Consider the following 18050-nt stretch of genomic DNA (forward strand, 5'->3'; position numbering starts at 1 on the left):
TCCTCGACGTGGGTATCCAGCATGAACTGCGCCAGAGCCCGGTGGAGACGGGCCATGCTGCCCTTCAGGACCACAAACCGCGAGCCGGAGAGTTTGGCTGCGGTCTCGAAATCGAGGCCGGGAACGGCGGCGGGAATCTCAAAATGCTCCAACGGCCTGAAGTCCAGAGTGCGGGGGGTGCCCCAGCGGCGAAGCTCGACATTCGCGTTTTCGTCCTTGCCGGTCGGGACCTCTTCCAGTGGCAAGTTAGGGATGCCCAAAAGCAGATCCCGCAAGTCCGCATCCAGTTGTTTGGCCAGTGCTTCCTGCTCGGCGATCAACGCCTTGCGTGCAGCCATTCCCTGTCGAATGTCCTCAAACCCGGCAGTGTCGCCTGCTGCTTTGGCCGCGCCCGCCTGTTTGCTCAGACCGTTCAGCTGCGCCTGCCCATCTTCGGCCGCCTTGATCGCAAGCCGGCGTGCAGTGTCGACACGCAAGACCTCGACCGACTGGGGCGCAAGCCCCCGGCGCGCCAGCGCCATGTCGAAGTCTTCCGCATGCTCGCGGATGAAGCGGATATCGTGCATGCCTAACCTCACTCAATGCAATCGCAAGGTCTTATGCCCGATCCCACGGCAAGGCGAAAGGTGGCAGCTGTGGCGTGCCATCGTCACCGCTCAGGGAAACCGCTGCTGCCCTCTGGCATAACCCTGCGAAAGGCCTTACATCGGCGCCAAGATGACCCCGGCTGCTTGCGCGGTGCAAGCCCGGCTTGTAGGGTTTGCGCCATTTCGCCGGACGCCCCGGCTGCTTGAGAGGATGCACATGTTCTTCACTCCCGCTTTCGCACAGACCGCAGGCGCCCCGGGTGCGGGGTCTGCCATCGCGCAATTCGTGCCGCTGATCCTGATTTTTGCGATCATGTACTTCCTGTTGATCCGTCCGCAGCAAAAGAAGGCCAAAGAGCATCGCGCCATGGTGGAAGCCCTGCGTCGCGGCGATCAGGTGGTCACGGCTGGCGGCATCGTCGGCAAGGTCATCAAGGTACAGGAAGACGGCATGGTCGAGGTGGAGATCGCCGAGGGCGTGAAGGTCAAGGTAATGAAGCACACAATCGGCACGGTTCTGAACAAGACCGAACCGGCCTCTGCCTGAGCCTGACCCATGCAACCGATGGCGCTGTGGAAGCGCGTTCTCATCCTTCTGATCTGCGCCTGGGGCATTGTCGGGGCGCTGCCCAATGCCTTTTATGGCCCGGTCGAAGGCCATAACGACGCCGTTGCCGCCATCGAAAAGGCAGGCGGGGTCGCAACGCCAGAGCAAGAGGCGGCATTGGCGCAGTGGCCAGAATGGCTGCCATCATCGCTGATGAACCTTGGCCTTGATCTGCGGGGCGGGGCGCATCTTCTGGCCGAAGTGAAGGTCGAGGATGTCTACAAGGCGCGGATGGATGCGCTGTGGCCGGAAGTGCGCGACGCGATGCGCGATCTGCGCGATCAGGTGGGCGCGGTCCGCCGCGCACCATCGCCAGAGGGCGTGCTGCGGGTGACAATTTCCAACCCCGATGGCATGCCTGCGGCGCTTGATGCCGTGCGCGCCCTTGGCACCAGCGTGGTCAGCCTTACCGGTGTCGGGCAAAGCACGATCGACGTTACCTCCGAAGGCAATGACCTTGTCGTGCAGCTGTCGGATGCCGAAAAAGTGGCGACTGACAGCCGGACGATCCAGCAATCGCTGGAAATCATCCGCCGCCGGGTGGACGAGGTGGGCACCCGCGAACCCACGATCCAGCGTCAGGGCGAAGACCGGGTGCTGATCCAGGTGCCGGGCATCGGGTCGGCGGCTGAACTCAAGGCGCTGATCGGCACCACGGCGAAGCTGACCTTCAATGCGGTGGTGCGCCAGACCACGGATGCGAGCGCTGACCCCGGCCCGCGCAACCTGCTGCTGCCCGCGATGAACGAGACCGGCGTGTACTACGTGGTTGAAGAAACCCCCGTGGTCAGCGGCGAAGATCTGGTCGATGCGCAACCCGCGTTTGACCAGAACAACCGTCCGGCAGTGAACTTCCGCTTTGATGGCACCGGCGCGCGCGCGTTCGGTGACTATACGGCCGCCAACATCGGCGCGCCGTTTGCCATTGTGCTGGACAATGAGGTGATTTCGGCCCCGGTCATTCAAAGCCACATTCCCGGCGGATCGGGGATCATCACCGGCAACTTCACGGTCGAGGAATCAACCCAGCTTGCCGTGCTGCTGCGCGCAGGCGCATTGCCCGCCGAGATGCGTTTCCTGGAAGAACGGACCATCGGGCCGGAACTTGGCGCGGATTCGATTGCAGCCGGTCGGATCGCGGCGATGATCGGCATGGTCTGCGTGATGGCCTACATGATTGCAAGCTATGGCCTGTTCGGGGTGTTCAGTTGCGTGGCGTTGGCGGTCAATATCTTCTTGCTGGTGGCCATGATGTCGCTGATTGGTGCGACGCTGACCCTGCCAGGTATTGCCGGAATCGTACTGACAATGGGCATGGCGGTGGATGCGAACGTGTTGATCTATGAGCGTATCCGCGAGGAACTGCGCGCCGGCATGACACCGGGGCGCGCCATCGAGGTGGGTTTTCAGCGCGCGTTCTCGGCGATCACGGACTCAAACGTCACTGCAATCTTGACGGCGCTGATCATGTTCTGGATCGGGTCCGGCGCGGTGCGGGGCTTTGCGGTAACGCTGATTTTCGGCATCATCACGTCGATGTTTACCGCGGTCTATCTAACCCGGCTTATCATCGAGACGTGGCTGAACCGCAAACGGCCGAAAACGATTCAGGTCTGAAGGGATAAGATCATGGCATGGCGTCTGCGGATGGTCCCGGAAAAGACCAACATCGACTTTTTCAAATGGCAGTATGTGACCTTTGGCTCGTCCATCGTCATCCTGATTGTCACCATCATCCTGCTTATGACCAGAGGTTTGAACTTTGGCATCGATTTCAAGGGTGGCACGACGATCCGCACCGAATCGGTAATTGCCGTCGATGTGGGTGCGTATCGCAACGCTCTGGACGGGCTTGGTCTGGGCGACGTAAGCATCAGCGAAGTCTTTGATCCCAGCTTTCGGGCTGATCAGCATGTGGCGATGGTTCGAATTTCGGCCCGCGAAGGGGAAGAGGCGGTGACGCCCGAAGTCATCGCTCAGGTCGAGGCGGCGCTGGTCACCATCGATCCGGCCATTACCTTCCCCGCGGTTGAATCAGTGGGCCCGAAAGTTTCCGGCGAACTGATTTACTCCGCGATTTTTGCCGTGATCGCGGGGTCCATTGGGATCATGATCTACATCTGGTTCCGGTTCGAATGGCAGTTTGCCGTGGGCACCGTTGCCGCACTTGCGCATGACGTTGTCGCGACAGTCGGAGTGTTCTCACTGTTCCAGTTGAAGTTCGATCTGACAATCGTGGCGGCCTTGCTGACGATCCTTGGCTATTCGGTCAACGATACGGTGGTGGTGTTCGACCGGCTGCGTGAAAATCTGGCAAAATACAAGACGATGCCCCTGCTGGAGATGATGAACCTGACCGCCAACGAGACGCTAAGCCGCACGATCATGACCGCTTCGACGACGCTGATCGCGTTGGCGGTTCTGATGATCTTTGGCGGCGATGTGATCCGTGGTTTTGTGTTCGCGATGTTTTTTGGGGTGATCATCGGCACCTATTCGACGCTCTACATTGCGAAGAACATCGTGCTGTTCCTCGGACTGGACCGGGGCGACAAGACCAAGAAAGCGGACAAGAACGAGTTCGCCAACATCGACGCCTGAAATGCGGCTGACAGAGATCAGTTATGGCACTGCAAAGCCGGTTGAAGGCTATGGCCCCGGGTTTTTCCGCGTCGGCGGGCATGTGTTGCGCGGCGCCTGCCTGATCACGCCCTGGGACGCAGGATTGTGGGGCGGGCTTGCGGATACGGCGGCACCGCTCAGCCTGGTGGGACGGATCGATGTGCTGTTGGTCGGCATGGGGACAGAAATCGCGCATGTGCCCCTGCCGTTCCGCACCGCGCTGGAAGAGGCGGGAATCGGGGTCGAGGTGATGTCGTCGCCAGCCGCCTGCCGGACTTACAATGTGCTGTTGAGCGAGGGCCGGCGGATTGCCGTGGCGCTTTTGCCGGTGACCTAAGGGCCTGCCAGAGGCATTGGAGACGCCTGCGGGGATACCTTTGAAGCGAGAAAACTGCCGAAGTTCACCAAAGATGGTGGACATGCGGGGCAATGCGCAGGGTATAGATATCGCGCGCGGCTTGCATCGTTGCGGCAGGAAGCGGCGGAAGGCCAGCTGCCGTGGCGTTGGCAGTTGCCTGCGCCGGCGTCTTGGCGCCGGGGATCACCACGGTAACGGCGTCCTGCATCAGTATCCAGCGCAGCGCGAAGGCGGCCATGCCGGTCCCGACGGGGACCAGCGATCGCAACTCCTCCACCGCTGCCAGGGCCACGTCGAACGGCACGCCAGAGAACGTCTCGCCTTTGTCGAACGCTTCGCCGTTGCGGTTGAAGCTGCGGTGATCATCCGGCGCAAAGGTGCTGGCGGCACTCATCTTGCCGGTCAGCAGGCCCGAGGCGAGGGGGACGCGGGCGATGATGGCAACATTTCGGGCTTTGGCCTCGGCAAAGAACACTTCGGCCGGTTTCTGGCGAAACAGGTTGTAGATGATTTGAACCGACACCACGCCGGGGTGGCAGATCGCCTCACGCGCTTCGGCCACCGTTTCGACCGAAACGCCGTAATCGGCGATCTTGCCCTTGGCCTTGATCGCATCAAGCGCGGCATAGATCCCGGGGTCGGCGTAAACCGGCGTCGGCGGGCAGTGCAGTTGCACAAGGTCCAGGCGGTCAACGCCGAGGTTGGTCAAAGAGCGGTCGATGAATGCTTCGATATTGGCACCGGTATAGCCTTCGGCCACATGCGGGCTAAGGCGGCGACCGGCCTTGGTGGCCACGAACGGCCTTTCGCCCGGGCGTTCGGCCAGAACTTCGCGAATGATGCGTTCGGATCGTCCGTCGCCGTAGACATCGGCGGTGTCGATGAAGGTCATGCCGGCATCAAGGGCCGCGTGCAGCGTCGCCTTGGCGTCTGCCAGCGTCACCTCGCCCCAAGTGCCGCCGATGGCCCAGGCGCCAAAGCCGATGCGGCTGGTCGTATGACCGGTGCGTCCGAAGGGTGTGGTTTGCATGGCTGCCTCCTTGTTTGCGCAAGAGACAGCGCTGGGTTTGCGCAAGAGATAGCGCTGGCGGTGGCAGAAGGCCATGCCCGCGCCCCTTTTCGCGCCAGCTTACTTCGGCTACGGCTGGGGCATGGAAATGGTGGTGCAGGATCTGGCGGTGGCGCGTGGCGGGGTGACCGTGCTGGAGGGGGTCGGCTTTGCGCTGGCTTCTGGCCGGGCGCTGATCGTGCGTGGGCCGAACGGGGTGGGCAAGACCACGCTGTTGCGCACCCTGGCGGGGCTGCAACCAGTTGCAGCGGGCAGAATATCGCTGCCGCCTGACAGCCTGACCTATGCGGCCCACGCTGACGGGCTGAAGGCGGTGTTGACAGTAAGGGAAAACCTGACGTTCTGGGCAGAGATCCACGGCACCGGGGCGGTGGAGGGTGCGCTGCGGGCGATGAACATGGCTCAGCTGGCCGACCGCCGGGCAGCGGACCTTTCGGCCGGACAGAAGCGGCGGCTGGGCCTGGCGCGGTTGCTGGTGACGGGGCGCACCGTCTGGCTGATGGACGAGCCGACGGTCAGCCTTGATGTGGCCTCGGTTGGCATGTTCGTGGCGATGGTCAGGGCGCATCTTGCGCAGGGCGGGGTTGCGGTGATTGCGACGCATATCGATCTGGGGCTGGAAGAAGCCGAGGTTCTGGACCTGACACCGTTCAAGGCGCGCCCGTCCCTGGCGCGCGACGGGTTTGACGAGGCATTCGCATGACCGCGCTGCTCATCCGGGACTTACGCCTCGCTATGCGGGCGGGCGGTGGTTTCGGGCTGGGCCTTGCGTTCTTCCTGCTGGTGGCAGTGCTGGTGCCGTTGGGCGTAGGGCCGGAGGCTGCGACCTTGGGCCGGATTGCACCGGGTATCCTGTGGGTTGGCGCGTTGCTGGCCTGCCTGTTGTCGTTGGACCGGATCTTTGCGCTGGATTACGAGGATGGCTCGCTTGAACTGCTGGCGGCCGCGCCGATCCCGCTTGAGGGCGTGGTGGCGGTAAAGGCGCTCGCGCATTGGCTGGTGACAGGCCTGCCGCTGACGCTGGTGGCACCCGGTCTGGCGCTGCTGTTGAACCTGCCTGCGCAGGGGTATGGCTGGCTGGTACTGTCGCTGGCGCTCGGCACACCGGCGCTTTCGGTGATCGGCGCCTTCGGGGCGGCGTTGGTGGTGGGGGTCAAACGTGGCGGGCTGTTGCTGAGTTTGCTGGTTTTGCCATTATACGTGCCGACCCTGATTTTCGGGGCGGAAGTGGTAAAGCGCGGCGCGGCAGGGCTTGAGGTCGGCGCGCCGCTGGCGCTGCTGGCGGCGATCACGATGGGGGCGGTGGCATTGCTGCCATTCGCGGCGGCGGCGGCGGTCCGCGTCAATCTGCGCTAGTGCTTCGCGTGAAGGTGAGTTGAGACTTTGGTCAAGAGGACGTAAGCGGACGCCATGTCGATCTGGGAATATGCCAATCCGAAGAAGTTCATGCAGGCCTCGGCCTGGGCCTTGCCGTGGATGATCGGGCTGACGGTGCTGTGCTTGGGTGTTGGTCTGGTCTGGGGGTTCTTTTTCACGCCCGATGACTACAAGCAGGGATCGACGGTCAAGATCATCTATCTGCACGTACCTGCCGCGATGATGGCGATCAATGCCTGGGGCATGATGCTGGTGACAAGCCTGATCTGGATCGTGCGGCGGCATCATGTGAGCGCCTTGGCGGCCAAGGCGGCGGCACCGGTGGGCCTGACCTTCACGCTGATCGCGCTGGTGACGGGGGCCCTTTGGGGGCAGCCGATGTGGGGAACGTGGTGGGCATGGGACCCGCGGCTTACCTCTTTCCTGATTCTGGCGCTGTTCTATTTTGGGTACTTGGCGCTTTGGGCGGCAATTGAAGACCCTGACACTGCGGCTGATCTGACCTCGATCCTGTGTCTGGTGGGTTCGGTCTTTGCGCTCTTGTCGCGCTATGCGGTGAATTTCTGGAATCAGGGGCTGCATCAGGGCGCGTCGCTGTCGTTGGACAAGAAAGAGAACGTGTCAGACGTGTTCTGGGTGCCCTTGGTGATCTGCATGGTCGGGTTCGTGATGTTGTTCGTGACCCTCGTGTTGATGCGGACGCGGACCGAGATTCGGGCACGGCGGCTGGCGGCGTTGCTGGCGCGGGAACGGGTGGCGTAATGCCGGAACTTGGGAAATACGCCTTTGCGGTGCTGGGATCTTATGCGGCAGCGATCCTGCTGATCGCAGGGGTGATCGCGCTGTCGTTCTGGCAGCGGGCGCGGGTCAAGCGCGCTTTGGCCGAGGTTGAATCACGGCAGGGGAAGTCAGATGGCTAAGTGGTTGATGATCCTGCCGCCGGTGATTTTCCTTGGCCTTCTTGGGGGAATCTTCTTGCCGGGGCTGTGGCGCGACAATCCAGGAGTGTTGCCGTCCGTGTTCATCGACCGGCCAGCGCCGGTGGTGCCGGGGACGGGGCTGGACGGCGTGCCCTTGCTGACGGACGCGGATCTACGGACGGGTGAGGTGACGGTGGTCAATTTCTGGGCCACCTGGTGCCCGCCTTGCCGGGCAGAGCATCCGGTGTTGAAGCAGATGGCGGCAGATGGGGTGCGGGTCGCGGGCATCAACATCATGGATGATGATGCCAAGGCGGCGGCCTATCTGGCTGAGGAGGGCAACCCGTTCTTTGCCCTTGCGACCGACCCCAAAGGGCGCAATCGGGTGGAGTGGGGGGTGACTGCCCCGCCGGAGACGTTCATCATTCGCGGCGACGGGACGGTGGCGTTCAAGTTCGTGGGGCCGCTGGTTGGGACCGATTACGAGACCCGGTTCGTGCCCGCGCTGGCTGCCGCGCTAAAGGCGGACGAGTAGCTGTCCACGCGTGGACAAGAATCAGCCCATTTAGAATCAATGGTTTAGCGGGGCAGATTTACGCCTTGTTAACGGTCTGGCTCAGGCCATTGCCAAAGCGAGGCCGATGGCTGTGAGCACCAAAAGCTCGCCCAAGGGCAGGCTTTGCAGCCAGCGTGGCATCATCGAGAAGACACTGCGCCGGTATGCGCCGATATCGCCCGGGACGGGCGCGGTGAGCGGGGGGAAACGGTTCGACATGGGGCACCTGGGGTGGTTGGGGTGGGACCTTTCTGCCTGATGGAACTTAACAGGAACGAAACACCGGGTTGGTCGGAGGTCAAGATTCGGAAACAATCTGTTTCCGCTTTGATGTGGCTTAGGCGTCACCGCTTCACGCCTCTGCAATCATGGCGATGGAGACCAGCAGGCCAGGAAGCTGCAGCGGCATCTTCGCGCCTTGGCGGGCGGGCGGATCGGTGGGAAACCAGCGCAGCCACTCCTCGTTGATCGCGGGGTTGATCGCGGCGAAGTCCGCCTCATTGGCGACGACGAGTGTCGCGCTGACCGCCTTGTCCAGGCTGGAGCCGGCGGCGTCGAGGATTGCGGAGATGTTCCGCAGGCACTGGGCAACCTGGGCCCCGGCCGTGCCCGCAACAATCTGGCCGGTCGCTGGGTCGGTCGGGGCGGTACCCGAAACGAAAACGAGCCCTGCGGCCTTGACCGCGTGGCTGTAGATCGAAGGCGGCGCGGGGGCGTCAGGAGTGAAGACGAGGTCTCGGGGCATCGGGCATTCCTTCTGTTGGACGATGGTCCCGATCTAGGTCGAGCTTGGCATCGACCTGGAGTCAAGCCAGCGTCAGACGGTCGCCGGTTTCGCGGATGCGGTGTTGAGATAGCCGAGGACGAGCGCCACTAGGAACAGCGCTGGCACATCCCCGATCATATGCCCCATCTCATGCCCATCCATGACTGCTTGAACCGACATGACTCCGCCATGGGCAGCACTTGACCATACAACGAAGGAAACGATGCTTCTGTGCTCGGCTGGATTTCGCGCGGCCAAGATCATGAAAATGCCCAGCACGGCGTAGATCACGCAGATCATCTGCAGGTAGTACGCGCCTTGGCCTCCGTGCCAAACCCATCCTGACGGCCAGAGCAGCCCGAGCGGATAGACCAAAAGAAAGATCGAGCCGAAAGCGACAAGCGCATATTTGAGAAGAATAAGCTTTGTGGAATGGGTCATGGGATGTCTTCCTTTGGGGCCAATCCTGATCTGCACCGATCGCGTGCAATACGCGTGTGATCAGCCAATCCTAGGCGAACGCGCGAAAGCCTTGGTTTATTCGCAGTGATCGCAAAGTGATCGCAAAATTCGCCGAACGGCGGGTGAATGGGGTGGGTTGCCAGGTTCTGCGGATCGAAAATCTGGCGATTGAAAATGAGAAGGGCCCGGACGAAGCCGGGCCCTTGGTGCAGGGGGGCTGGCCTGCTCAGGTTGTCTTGGCAAGGTTGCGCAGCACGTAGTGCAACACGCCGCCGTGTTCGACGTATTCGATCTCGATCTCGGTATCGATGCGGCACTTGATCTGGATGGTTTTCGACGTCCCGTCCGCATAAGCGATGGTGCACGCAATGAGGCTGAGCGGCTTCAGATCCCCCGAAAGGCCGGTGATGCTGATCACCTCATTGCCCTTCAGGCCCAAGGACTTGCGGGTCATCCCTTCGGTGAACTCAAACGGAATCACCCCCATGCCGACAAGGTTCGACCGGTGAATACGCTCAAAGCTTTCGGCGATCACGGCCTTTACGCCCAGAAGGGCGGTGCCCTTGGCCGCCCAATCACGGCTGGAGCCTGCGCCGTATTCGATGCCGCCAAAGATCACCAGCGGCGTGCCGGCCGCCTGATAGGCCATCGAGGCGTCAAAGATTGAGGTCTGTGCACCGTCCGGCCCCAGAGTATAGCCGCCCTCGACGCCGCTTCCGTCAGGATTGGCGAGCATCTCGTTCTTGATGCGGATGTTGGCAAATGTGCCGCGCATCATCACCTCATGGTTGCCGCGCCGGGCGCCATAGCTGTTGAAGTCGCTGACCGGAACTTGCCGTTCCGTCAAATACTTGCCAGCCGGAGTTGAGGCTTTGAATGAACCTGCGGGGCTGATGTGATCCGTGGTGATCATGTCGCCCAAAAGCGCCAGCACCCGCGCACCGGTGATGTTCTGGATGGTGCCCGGCGTCTTGGCCATGCCTTTGAAGTACGGCGGGTTCTGGATGTAGGTTGACGACGGCGGCCAGTCGTAAGTCTCAGAATCGGTGATCTCCACTGCCTGCCATTTCGCATCACCCTTGAAGACATCGGCGTATTTTTTCTGGAATGCAGCCCGGGTCACGGTCGCATGGACCAGATCGGCGATTTCCTTGTTCGTCGGCCAGACGTCCTTGAGGTAAACCGGGCCGTTGGTGCCCATGCCCAAAGGCTCGGTGGTGATGTCGATGTTCATGTCACCGGCCAGCGCGTAGGCGACAACCAGGGGCGGCGAGGCCAGATAGTTGGCGCGCACGTCAGCGGAAATCCGGCCTTCAAAGTTGCGGTTGCCCGACAGGACGGCGGCAGCGACAAGGTCACCTTCGTTGATCGCGGCGGAGATTTCGGGCTGCAGCGGGCCGGAGTTGCCGATGCAGGTGGTGCAGCCGTAGCCGACGAGGTTAAAGCCGATGGCATCAAGGTCTTCTTGCAACCCCGCAGCGTTGAGGTATTCGCTGACGACCTGCGATCCGGGGGCGAGCGAGGTTTTCACCCAAGGCTTGCGGGTCAGACCAAGCGCGCGCGCCTTGCGGGCAACAAGCCCCGCACCGATCATCACATAGGGGTTGGAGGTGTTGGTGCAGGAGGTGATCGAGGCGATCACGACCTTGCCCGAAGACATCGTGTAGTTTTCACCTTTGACCGGAATTTCAACACCTTGCGGGCGCTTGAAGCTGGTGCCCATTTCCATGGCGAAGGAGGCTTTCGCCTCGGTCAGGGCCAGGAAATCCTGCGGACGTTTCGGGCCGGAGATGGCCGGAACGATGGTGCCCATGTCCAGATGCAGGGTGGAGGTGTAGATCGGGTCGTAGGTTTCATCCCGCCACATGCCGTTGGCTTTCGCGTAAGCCTCAACCAGCGCGATGCGGGATTCGTCGCGGCCGGTCATATGAAGATAGCGCAGGGTCTCAGTATCGATCGGGAAAAAGCCGCAGGTGGCGCCGTATTCGGGGGCCATGTTGGCGATGGTGGCGCGGTCGGCCAGCGGCAGGCGGTCAAGCCCGTCGCCGTAGAATTCGACGAACTTGTTGACCACGCCATGCTTGCGCAGCATTTGAACCACTTTGAGGACGAGGTCGGTGGCGGTGGTGCCTTCGACCATGGCTCCGGTCAGCTTGAAGCCGACCACCTCAGGGATCAGCATCGACACGGGTTGGCCCAGCATTGCGGCCTCCGCCTCGATGCCGCCGACGCCCCAGCCGAGGACGGCGAGGCCGTTGACCATGGTGGTGTGGCTGTCGGTGCCGACAAGGGTGTCGGGATAGGCGACCCGCTGGCCGTTCTGGTCCACGTCGGTCCAGACGGTCTGCGCCAGGTATTCCAGGTTGACCTGGTGGCAGATGCCGGTGCCGGGCGGCACGACGCGGAAGTTGTTGAACGCCTTCTGCCCCCATTTCAGGAAGACGTAGCGTTCCATGTTGCGTTCGTATTCGCGGTCGACGTTGGCTTGGAAGGCGCGCGGGGTGCCGAATTCGTCGATCATCACCGAATGGTCGATGACCAGATCGACCGGGGCCAAGGGATTGATCTGCTGGGCATTTCCGCCCAGACCCTTGATGCCGTCGCGCATCGCGGCGAGGTCCACCACGGCTGGCACGCCGGTGAAATCCTGCATCAGCACCCGGGCGGGACGATAGGCGATCTCGCGCGGGTTCTGGCCGCCCTTGGCGCCCCATTCGGCAAAAGCGCGGATGTCGTCTACGGTGACAGTCTTGCCATCCTCAAAACGCAGCATGTTTTCCAACACGACCTTGAGGCTGGCGGGTAGACGGGAGAAGGCGCCAAGACCGGCAGCTTCGGCAGCGGGGATGGAGTAATAGCTGACCGTCTGGCCCCCGGCGGTCAGGGTCTTGCGGGTGCTGCTGAGGTCATGTCCGACGGTGACGGTCATTGGCGTGCTCCAGTGTTGGGAGGGCTGTTAGCGGCATTGTATGCAATTGTATGCCGAATATCCAGCCCCTTCGGCGGACATGTTGCCACAGATTTATCTCAGTTTCGGCATTGGATGTGACAGTACCCTCGCAAAACCTTGATTGGCAGGTGAAGGGTGGGCTGCCTATAACCGTGAAGGGGATATTGGGATCGGGAACCACGTCATGCGTCATCTTGCCAGCGCCGCTTGCGGCTTATGGATCGCTTGCGGGGCGCCGGTTATGGCGGAATCCGTGGTGGTGGTAGAGCTATACACCTCGCAGGGGTGTTCTTCCTGTCCGCCGGCGGACGAGTTTGCCGCGATGCTGGCGTCGGATCCGCGCATTCTGCCGTTGGCGCTGCACGTGGATTACTGGGATTACATCGGCTGGACCGACCACTTTGCGCAGGCGAAATTCACCGACCGACAGCGCGCCTATGCCCGTGCGGCGGGCAGCAAGACGATTTACACGCCGCAATTCATCATCGGCGGGATGGACCGGATCGAGGGCTATTCGCCGAACGAAACCCAGGCGCAACTGAGGCGCCATCTGGCAGCCAAGGCGAAGGTAGAGCTGACGGTGAAACGGGCGGGCGACCAGCTGGTGATCAGCGCGGAGGCGGACCCACCGTTGAGCGAGCCGGTGCGCATTCAGATCGTGCGCTACAAGCCGGAGGAGACGGTCAACATCGGTCGGGGCGAAAACGCTGGAAAGACAATCACTTACCATAACATTGTCACCTCTTGGGAGGTGGTGGGAGAATGGTCGGGGCAAGAGCCGCTGTCGATGACCGCGCCGGTGCAGGGCGGGCTGCCGGCGGTGGTGATCTTGCAGGACGGCGGTCCGGCACAGATTGTGGCGGCCGAACAGGTCGACTGATCAGACCTTACGACTGCGCTGTTTCCAGCGCCGGTGAATCCAGAACCACTGGTCAAGGTGCTGGCGCACCAGCGCTTCGAGGCTGTCGTTCAGCGCCTGCGTCATCGCTTCGGGCGTGCCTTTGGCGATGGGTGCCTCGACGATGATGTCAAAACTCATCCCATCGGCGCGGCGTACAGCGTAAGTCGGGATCAGCAGGGCATCGTATTTCAGGGCAAGTTGGGCAGCGGACAGGGCGGTCAGCGCGTCCTGGCCAAAGAAGGTCAGGTCTTCGCCTTGGATCATGCGTTGATCGACCAGCATGCCAAGCATCCCGCCAGACCGTAAATGACGCACCATATCGGCCAGCCCGGCACGCCCGCGCGGAAACAGCGGCGTGCCGATCCCGGAGATGGCCTGGACATAATGGGCGTTGAAATACGGGTTGGCCATCGGCATGTACAGCGCGCCAACCGGATAGCCGCGCGCAAGCAGGGCGGCGCGCGACGCATCATAATTGCCGAAATGCCCGGTGACCAGCACAACCGGACGCCTGTCGCGATGCGCCTGATCAAGAGCCGCGACCCCGGCGCCGCTGACCGGATGGCGCAGCGCCTCGGCCACGAACTCGGCCCCGGAATAGATTTCGATCACGGTGCGACCGACGTTATCGGGCACTGAGCGGACGATCCGGCGCACCTCGGATTCGGGCAATCCCGGCAGCACAAGCGCAAGGTTTTCACGGATACGGTCATCATACCCCGCCAGAGGTGAAATCACGCGCGCCATGACCCAGCCGCACAGCGGCACACGCCAGCGGTAAGGCAGGCGCAGCAGAAGCCAGATCAGGCACCGCAGCGCACGGTCCTGCAGCCAGTGGCGCAAGGAAAAAGGGGTCTGGTCTGGCATATTGGATCAGGCTTTGCGGGCAGCGCGGGTTTCGCGGTGCCAGACATAAAGGCCCGCAGTCACGATCACAAGTGCGCCGACAACCGTCCAGCGGTCTGGCCACTGATCATAAAGGACAATCCCCCAGCCAGTTGCAAAGACAATCCCAAGATAGGCGAAGGGGGCCACCACCGATGCCTCGGCGATGGAAAAGCTGCGGATGATGCACAGCTGCGCCCCGGTGCCAAGCGCGCCGACAAGGCAAAAGATCGCAAGATCCGGAAGGGCGACCGGTACCCAGACGAAGGGCAGGGCGACGGCACCGGCAATCGTGCCGAAGATGGAGGCGTAGAGCATTGATGTCCAGGCACTTTCCTGCGCGCCGATGTGGCGGGTGATCAGAGCGTTGCCGGTGTAGCAGATGGCCGCCCCAAGCGGCAGCAGCGCCCAAAGCGATAACACCCCGGCACCCGGTCGGATAATGATCAGCGCGCCGACAAGGGCGACAAACACACCGGCCAAACGCCTGACCCCAAGCTTCTCGCCCAGAAAAAGGGCGGCTCCCAGGGTGATGAGAACTGGATTGATGTCGGTCAATGCGGTGGCCTCGGCCAAGCCCATATGCGCGAGGCTTAGAAAGAACAGGCCGGTCGCGCCGAACTGAAAGGCAGACCGGGCCAAGTGGAAGCCGGGAAAACGGGATCGCAACATCGGGCCGGTGCGGCCGCGCAGGATCAACAGCACGATCAGCAATTGGCCGGCAAAGCGCACCCAGATCACCTGCGGTGCCGGGTAGCGCTGGATCAATCCCTTGGCCGTGGCATCCATTGCGGTGAACAGCAGGATCGCAAGGATCATCAGCGCAATTCCGCGCGATACGGGTGATGGGAAAATGGCGTGCATGGCGCGCGACCGTAGGGGGCAGGTGGTGCGGCGGCAAGGGGGGAGTTCGTGACCTGCGGGGGCGAAGTGGGATGTATCAGACGGTTGGGGGGACGCGATGAACGATGTGAACCGTGGAGGGTGGTTGCGGCTATGGTGATGTTTGCGGCGTCATTCAGCGCTGTGTCCACGCCAGTGTGAGATGCCGGGGAACTGTGCTGCGATTGGTACATGCGGATGATTGCGCACCGTCGCGGTGTGAGGTTCCTGCCAGCAAGTGGCCAAAGGCTGACGGAAGCGTCCTTCGATGGCATGACCCCGTCAGGTCTCCTCGTGTTGGATCAAGGTGATCTCACCACTGTCGACCAGGGTTCGGATCGCGCTGATGATGGCGGTCATCGCCACTTCGGCGTCGCGTTCCTTGACCTTGCCGCGCGTGGCCATTTCCTCGCGCAGGCCCTGGCTGAGGCGCTGCGAGATGTTGGCCAGCAGGAATTCGGCGGCGGCCTCAAGCTCGGGGTCAGATTGGGCGGCGGTGAAGGCGGTCACCAGAACCGACTGTTCGACGATCCGGGTGATCTTTGGCGCATCGCGGGCGGCAAGGCGTGATGGGATGTGGACAAAGGTAAAGATCGCCCGGCGGACCTGTTCGGCAAAGCCGGCATCCTCGGCCTCCAACCCTTTCAGCACATCGTCGCGGGTCAGCGCGGGCGAGACGTTGAGGATGGCGCCGACACGTTCCACCGGGCCGGTGTCAAAAGCGCGGACCGGCTGATTGTCGAGATCGGCCAGCAAGGCCATGCCGATGCGCCGGACGGTTTCGGGATCGACATTGCCGGTCATCGACACCGCATAGGCGACGCGGCGGGCCTTTTCGCCGGGCAGCTTGCCCAAAAGATCGGCCGCCTTGGCCACCGGCAACTTGGACAGCATCACGGCCGCAACCTCGATCGATTCGTCGGTGATGGCGGGAAGCAGGCGATCCACCGGCAGCGCGATCAGGCGATCCCACGGGTCGATCTTGGAGGAAGCCCCCGCCATGCGGCGCAGGCGCGAGGCAGCGGATTGCGAGATATGGCCATCCATCATCGACAGCGCGCCCTCGATGCCGCCGGGAAAAGCCAGACCGACGGATTCCAGTTCCTGCAGGAATTCCGCGACGACGGTATCAAGGGTGGTGCGGTCCACCAGCCGCATATTGCCCATCTGTTCGGCCAGGGCCGATTGCATGTGGTCGGGCAGGGCGGTGATCGGGATGTTGGTGCCTTCGGTCAAAAGGAAGCGCACGATGACGGCGGCCTTTTGCCTACGGGTCAGCATCCGTGGCGCTGCGGGGTCGGCCAGCTTGACCGCCCGCCGCTCCGGGGTGATCCGTGCCAGTGTCATCCCGTTCTGCGCCATGCCAATCCCCGATTCCCGTATGCGAGGTCAGGGTGGCAGGCGCAGGTTAACGGGTGCTTAGCCCCAATGAGCAGCCGACGGATTTAACTGGTCGGATTGGCGACGCAGGTGCCCTTGGTTTCATCCCAGGTGGTGCCGGCCATGCACGACGATGCCGTTACTTCTTTGGCCTTTCCACTGTGGCAGCCGCCCTCGGCAAGGGCCAGTGTCGGGGACAGGGCGAGGGCAATCACGGCAAAGGTCGCTTTGATGTTCATGGGTCGTCCTCCTGGGATTTCGGGTTTCGATCAGTAGTTGTAGGTCTCTCCGGTCTTGATGGCCTTGGCGAGGGAAAGCTCCGCCCAGGTTCCGGCCCCACCGGCGGACTGGATGCTGGCCAACTGAACCTCTGCCTCTTCGATCTTGTCCATCTGGACCAGAAGCTGGCCGTAGTAGCTGCGGGCAAGGATATTTGCCGGGTCGATGGCAATGGCTTGTTCGTAGGCGGCGATGCCCTCCTGCACATGGCCGGATTTGCGCAGGGCAAAGCCGCGATAGGTCATCACGCGCGAGGTGTTGCCTTCGGTCATCGTGTCAAGCATCGCCAAAGCTTCGTCATAGCGCCCGGCATAGGCCAGTTCGCGCACGGCCTTGAAGCGGATATCGTCGTTCAGGCTGGTGTCTTCGGCCTTGATGCAGGCTTGGGTTTTCTCATCCCAGACCTCGCCTTTGGCGCATTCAGTGGTGGTCTGGGTTTCGGTTGGCGGTTCGGTGTCATCGCTGCCGGCCGCGAAGGCGGTGAAGGGCAGGGCAATCGAAAGGAGGGCTGCTGAGACTATACGCATTGCTATGTTCCTTTTGTTTGAGGGTAACATAGGTCAAACGCCACCAAGGCCACAAAAATTCGCATGGCGTCGGGGCTGGGGCGTCACAGTTGCGTGAGCGTGGTCAGGTGCCGAAAACCCGGGCGAAAATCGTGTCGACGTGTTTGGTGTGATACCCAAGGTCGAATTTCTCTTCGATTTCGGCGGGGCTGAGGGCGCGTGTCACTTCCGGGTCGGCCAAAAGCTCGGTCTTGAAATCCGCACCCTGTTCCCAGACCTTCATCGCGTTGCGCTGAACCAGACGGTAAGCGTCCTCGCGGCTGACCCCTGCTTGGGTCAGCGCCAGCAAGACTCGCTGGCTCATCACCAGACCACGAAATTTGTTCATGTTTTTCAACATGTTTTCCGGATAGATCACCAGCTTTTCGACAACGCCCGCCAGCCGGTGCAATGCGAAATCAAGGGTGATCGTGGTATCTGGCCCGATGGCGCGTTCGACGGAGGAATGGCTGATATCGCGTTCATGCCACAGCGCCACGTTTTCCAGCGCCGGAACCACCGACATGCGGACCAGCCGCGCAAGGCCGGTGAGGTTTTCGGTCAGCACCGGGTTGCGCTTGTGCGGCATCGCGGACGAGCCTTTCTGGCCGGGGGAAAAGAATTCCTCGGCCTCCAGCACTTCGGTGCGCTGCATGTGTCGGATCTCGGTGGCGACATTTTCAATGCCGCTGGCGATCACGCCAAGCGTGGCGAAGAACATCGCGTGCCGGTCGCGCGGGATCACTTGGGTGCTGATCGGCTCGGGGGTGAGGCCGAGCATCTTGCATACATGTTCCTCAACGCGCGGGTCGATGTTGGCGAAGGTGCCGACGGCGCCTGAAACGGCGCCCGTGGCGATTTCGGCCCGCGCATTCACCAGCCGGGCACGGTTGCGCGCCATTTC

The 18050-nt window shown here is 62.2% G+C and carries 21 protein-coding genes and 1 pseudogene; 10 read left to right on the plus strand and 12 right to left on the minus strand.

Annotated features, from left to right (window positions below; all coding sequences use genetic code 11):
• A pseudogene (locus RMO18_RS06985) lies at positions 1–566 on the minus strand (serine--tRNA ligase); the annotation flags it as partial.
• A gap of 238 nt (positions 567–804) precedes the next feature.
• Between RMO18_RS06985 and yajC the strand changes: the two are divergent.
• The 4 genes from yajC to RMO18_RS07005 are packed head-to-tail and all read left to right on the plus strand — an operon-like array spanning position 805 to position 4153.
• On the plus strand, positions 805–1134 hold the full coding sequence (gene yajC, locus RMO18_RS06990) for a preprotein translocase subunit YajC (protein ID WP_309664801.1): 330 nt from the start codon (positions 805–807) through the stop codon (positions 1132–1134).
• 9 nt (positions 1135–1143) lie between these two features.
• Positions 1144–2811, plus strand: a complete 1668-nt coding sequence (gene secD, locus RMO18_RS06995) for a protein translocase subunit SecD (protein ID WP_309664804.1) — start codon at positions 1144–1146, stop codon at positions 2809–2811.
• A gap of 12 nt (positions 2812–2823) precedes the next feature.
• On the plus strand, positions 2824–3795 hold the full coding sequence (gene secF, locus RMO18_RS07000) for a protein translocase subunit SecF (protein WP_309664806.1): 972 nt from the start codon (positions 2824–2826) through the stop codon (positions 3793–3795).
• Position 3796: 1 nt separating this feature from the next.
• Complete coding sequence (locus tag RMO18_RS07005; RefSeq protein ID WP_309664807.1) at positions 3797–4153, plus strand: Mth938-like domain-containing protein; 357 nt, start codon at positions 3797–3799, stop codon at positions 4151–4153.
• A gap of 64 nt (positions 4154–4217) precedes the next feature.
• On the opposite strand, the gene RMO18_RS07010 is transcribed toward RMO18_RS07005, so the two are convergent.
• Complete coding sequence (locus RMO18_RS07010) at positions 4218–5204, minus strand: aldo/keto reductase (RefSeq protein WP_309664812.1); 987 nt, start codon at positions 5202–5204, stop codon at positions 4218–4220.
• Positions 5205–5325: 121 nt separating this feature from the next.
• Here RMO18_RS07010 and ccmA point away from each other — a divergent pair, with 121 nt between their 5' ends.
• Genes ccmA through RMO18_RS07035 form a run of 5 tightly spaced genes read left to right on the plus strand, consistent with a single transcriptional unit; the run spans position 5326 to position 8075 of the window.
• Positions 5326–5946, plus strand: coding sequence for a heme ABC exporter ATP-binding protein CcmA (gene ccmA, locus RMO18_RS07015; protein ID WP_309664833.1), 621 nt, complete (start codon positions 5326–5328; stop codon positions 5944–5946).
• Positions 5943–6599, plus strand: coding sequence for a heme exporter protein CcmB (gene ccmB, locus RMO18_RS07020; protein ID WP_309664814.1), 657 nt, complete (start codon positions 5943–5945; stop codon positions 6597–6599). Before ccmA ends, ccmB begins: the two co-directional genes overlap by 4 nt.
• Positions 6600–6653: 54 nt before the next feature.
• Positions 6654–7382, plus strand: a complete 729-nt coding sequence (locus RMO18_RS07025) for a heme ABC transporter permease (protein ID WP_309664816.1) — start codon at positions 6654–6656, stop codon at positions 7380–7382.
• A complete protein-coding gene (ccmD, locus tag RMO18_RS07030) occupies positions 7382–7540 on the plus strand; it encodes a heme exporter protein CcmD (protein ID WP_309664817.1) in 159 nt (52 codons plus the stop codon). Before RMO18_RS07025 ends, ccmD begins: the two co-directional genes overlap by 1 nt.
• On the plus strand, positions 7533–8075 hold the full coding sequence (locus RMO18_RS07035) for a DsbE family thiol:disulfide interchange protein (protein ID WP_309664818.1): 543 nt from the start codon (positions 7533–7535) through the stop codon (positions 8073–8075). Before ccmD ends, RMO18_RS07035 begins: the two co-directional genes overlap by 8 nt.
• An 81-nt stretch (positions 8076–8156) precedes the next feature.
• Here the strand turns inward: RMO18_RS07035 and RMO18_RS07040 are convergent, their stop codons facing one another.
• The 4 genes from RMO18_RS07040 to acnA form a co-directional block, all read right to left on the minus strand.
• Positions 8157–8315 carry a hypothetical protein gene (locus tag RMO18_RS07040; RefSeq protein WP_309664819.1) on the minus strand — a complete coding sequence of 53 codons (159 nt, stop codon included), beginning with the start codon at positions 8313–8315 and terminating at the stop codon, positions 8157–8159.
• A 133-nt stretch (positions 8316–8448) separates the two neighbouring features.
• Positions 8449–8841 (minus strand): Rid family hydrolase, encoded by a 393-nt coding sequence (locus tag RMO18_RS07045; RefSeq protein ID WP_309664820.1) that lies wholly within the window; start codon positions 8839–8841, stop codon positions 8449–8451.
• Between the two features lie 72 nt (positions 8842–8913).
• Positions 8914–9303, minus strand: a complete 390-nt coding sequence (locus RMO18_RS07050) for a DUF6632 domain-containing protein (RefSeq protein ID WP_309664822.1) — start codon at positions 9301–9303, stop codon at positions 8914–8916.
• Positions 9304–9550: 247 nt separating this feature from the next.
• Positions 9551–12253, minus strand: coding sequence for an aconitate hydratase AcnA (gene acnA, locus RMO18_RS07055; protein ID WP_309664823.1), 2703 nt, complete (start codon positions 12251–12253; stop codon positions 9551–9553).
• 262 nt (positions 12254–12515) lie between these two features.
• On the opposite strand from acnA, the gene RMO18_RS07060 reads away from it, so the two are divergent.
• Positions 12516–13154, plus strand: coding sequence for a DUF1223 domain-containing protein (locus tag RMO18_RS07060; RefSeq protein ID WP_309664824.1), 639 nt, complete (start codon positions 12516–12518; stop codon positions 13152–13154).
• Here the strand turns inward: RMO18_RS07060 and RMO18_RS07065 are convergent, their stop codons facing one another.
• The 6 genes from RMO18_RS07065 to RMO18_RS07090 form a co-directional block, all read right to left on the minus strand.
• Positions 13155–14042 (minus strand): lysophospholipid acyltransferase family protein, encoded by an 888-nt coding sequence (locus RMO18_RS07065; RefSeq protein WP_309664826.1) that lies wholly within the window; start codon positions 14040–14042, stop codon positions 13155–13157.
• A gap of 6 nt (positions 14043–14048) precedes the next feature.
• Positions 14049–14924: a DMT family transporter gene (locus RMO18_RS07070; RefSeq protein WP_309664827.1), complete on the minus strand. Its 876-nt coding sequence runs from the start codon at positions 14922–14924 to the stop codon at positions 14049–14051.
• Positions 14925–15224: 300 nt separating this feature from the next.
• The gene (locus RMO18_RS07075; RefSeq protein WP_309664828.1) at positions 15225–16304 is read right to left on the minus strand and encodes a FliG C-terminal domain-containing protein; all 1080 of its coding nucleotides are present in this window, start codon (positions 16302–16304) and stop codon (positions 15225–15227) included.
• Between the two features lie 83 nt (positions 16305–16387).
• Positions 16388–16561: a hypothetical protein gene (locus tag RMO18_RS07080; protein WP_309664829.1), complete on the minus strand. Its 174-nt coding sequence runs from the start codon at positions 16559–16561 to the stop codon at positions 16388–16390.
• A 30-nt stretch (positions 16562–16591) separates the two neighbouring features.
• The gene (locus RMO18_RS07085; RefSeq protein ID WP_309664831.1) at positions 16592–17128 is read right to left on the minus strand and encodes a tetratricopeptide repeat protein; all 537 of its coding nucleotides are present in this window, start codon (positions 17126–17128) and stop codon (positions 16592–16594) included.
• A 103-nt stretch (positions 17129–17231) separates the two neighbouring features.
• Positions 17232–18050 (minus strand): lyase family protein (locus tag RMO18_RS07090; protein WP_309664832.1); only part of this gene is annotated, 819 nt, incomplete at its 5' end.

The organism is Tabrizicola sp. (assembly GCF_031377265.1).
Taxonomy (GTDB): Bacteria; Pseudomonadota; Alphaproteobacteria; order Rhodobacterales; family Rhodobacteraceae; genus JAUYQR01.

Coding starts and splice junctions, on each gene's coding strand:
- yajC (WP_309664801.1), top strand. CDS start 805: ATGTTCTTCACTCCCGCTTTCGCACAGACCGCAGGCGCCCCGGGTGCG.
- secD (WP_309664804.1), top strand. CDS start 1,144: ATGCAACCGATGGCGCTGTGGAAGCGCGTTCTCATCCTTCTGATCTGC.
- secF (WP_309664806.1), top strand. CDS start 2,824: ATGGCATGGCGTCTGCGGATGGTCCCGGAAAAGACCAACATCGACTTT.
- RMO18_RS07005 (WP_309664807.1), top strand. CDS start 3,797: ATGCGGCTGACAGAGATCAGTTATGGCACTGCAAAGCCGGTTGAAGGC.
- RMO18_RS07010 (WP_309664812.1), bottom strand. CDS start 5,204: ATGCAAACCACACCCTTCGGACGCACCGGTCATACGACCAGCCGCATC.
- ccmA (WP_309664833.1), top strand. CDS start 5,326: ATGGAAATGGTGGTGCAGGATCTGGCGGTGGCGCGTGGCGGGGTGACC.
- ccmB (WP_309664814.1), top strand. CDS start 5,943: ATGACCGCGCTGCTCATCCGGGACTTACGCCTCGCTATGCGGGCGGGC.
- RMO18_RS07025 (WP_309664816.1), top strand. CDS start 6,654: ATGTCGATCTGGGAATATGCCAATCCGAAGAAGTTCATGCAGGCCTCG.
- ccmD (WP_309664817.1), top strand. CDS start 7,382: ATGCCGGAACTTGGGAAATACGCCTTTGCGGTGCTGGGATCTTATGCG.
- RMO18_RS07035 (WP_309664818.1), top strand. CDS start 7,533: ATGGCTAAGTGGTTGATGATCCTGCCGCCGGTGATTTTCCTTGGCCTT.
- RMO18_RS07040 (WP_309664819.1), bottom strand. CDS start 8,315: ATGTCGAACCGTTTCCCCCCGCTCACCGCGCCCGTCCCGGGCGATATC.
- RMO18_RS07045 (WP_309664820.1), bottom strand. CDS start 8,841: ATGCCCCGAGACCTCGTCTTCACTCCTGACGCCCCCGCGCCGCCTTCG.
- RMO18_RS07050 (WP_309664822.1), bottom strand. CDS start 9,303: ATGACCCATTCCACAAAGCTTATTCTTCTCAAATATGCGCTTGTCGCT.
- acnA (WP_309664823.1), bottom strand. CDS start 12,253: ATGACCGTCACCGTCGGACATGACCTCAGCAGCACCCGCAAGACCCTG.
- RMO18_RS07060 (WP_309664824.1), top strand. CDS start 12,516: ATGGCGGAATCCGTGGTGGTGGTAGAGCTATACACCTCGCAGGGGTGT.
- RMO18_RS07065 (WP_309664826.1), bottom strand. CDS start 14,042: ATGCCAGACCAGACCCCTTTTTCCTTGCGCCACTGGCTGCAGGACCGT.
- RMO18_RS07070 (WP_309664827.1), bottom strand. CDS start 14,924: ATGCACGCCATTTTCCCATCACCCGTATCGCGCGGAATTGCGCTGATG.
- RMO18_RS07075 (WP_309664828.1), bottom strand. CDS start 16,304: ATGGCGCAGAACGGGATGACACTGGCACGGATCACCCCGGAGCGGCGG.
- RMO18_RS07080 (WP_309664829.1), bottom strand. CDS start 16,561: ATGAACATCAAAGCGACCTTTGCCGTGATTGCCCTCGCCCTGTCCCCG.
- RMO18_RS07085 (WP_309664831.1), bottom strand. CDS start 17,128: ATGCGTATAGTCTCAGCAGCCCTCCTTTCGATTGCCCTGCCCTTCACC.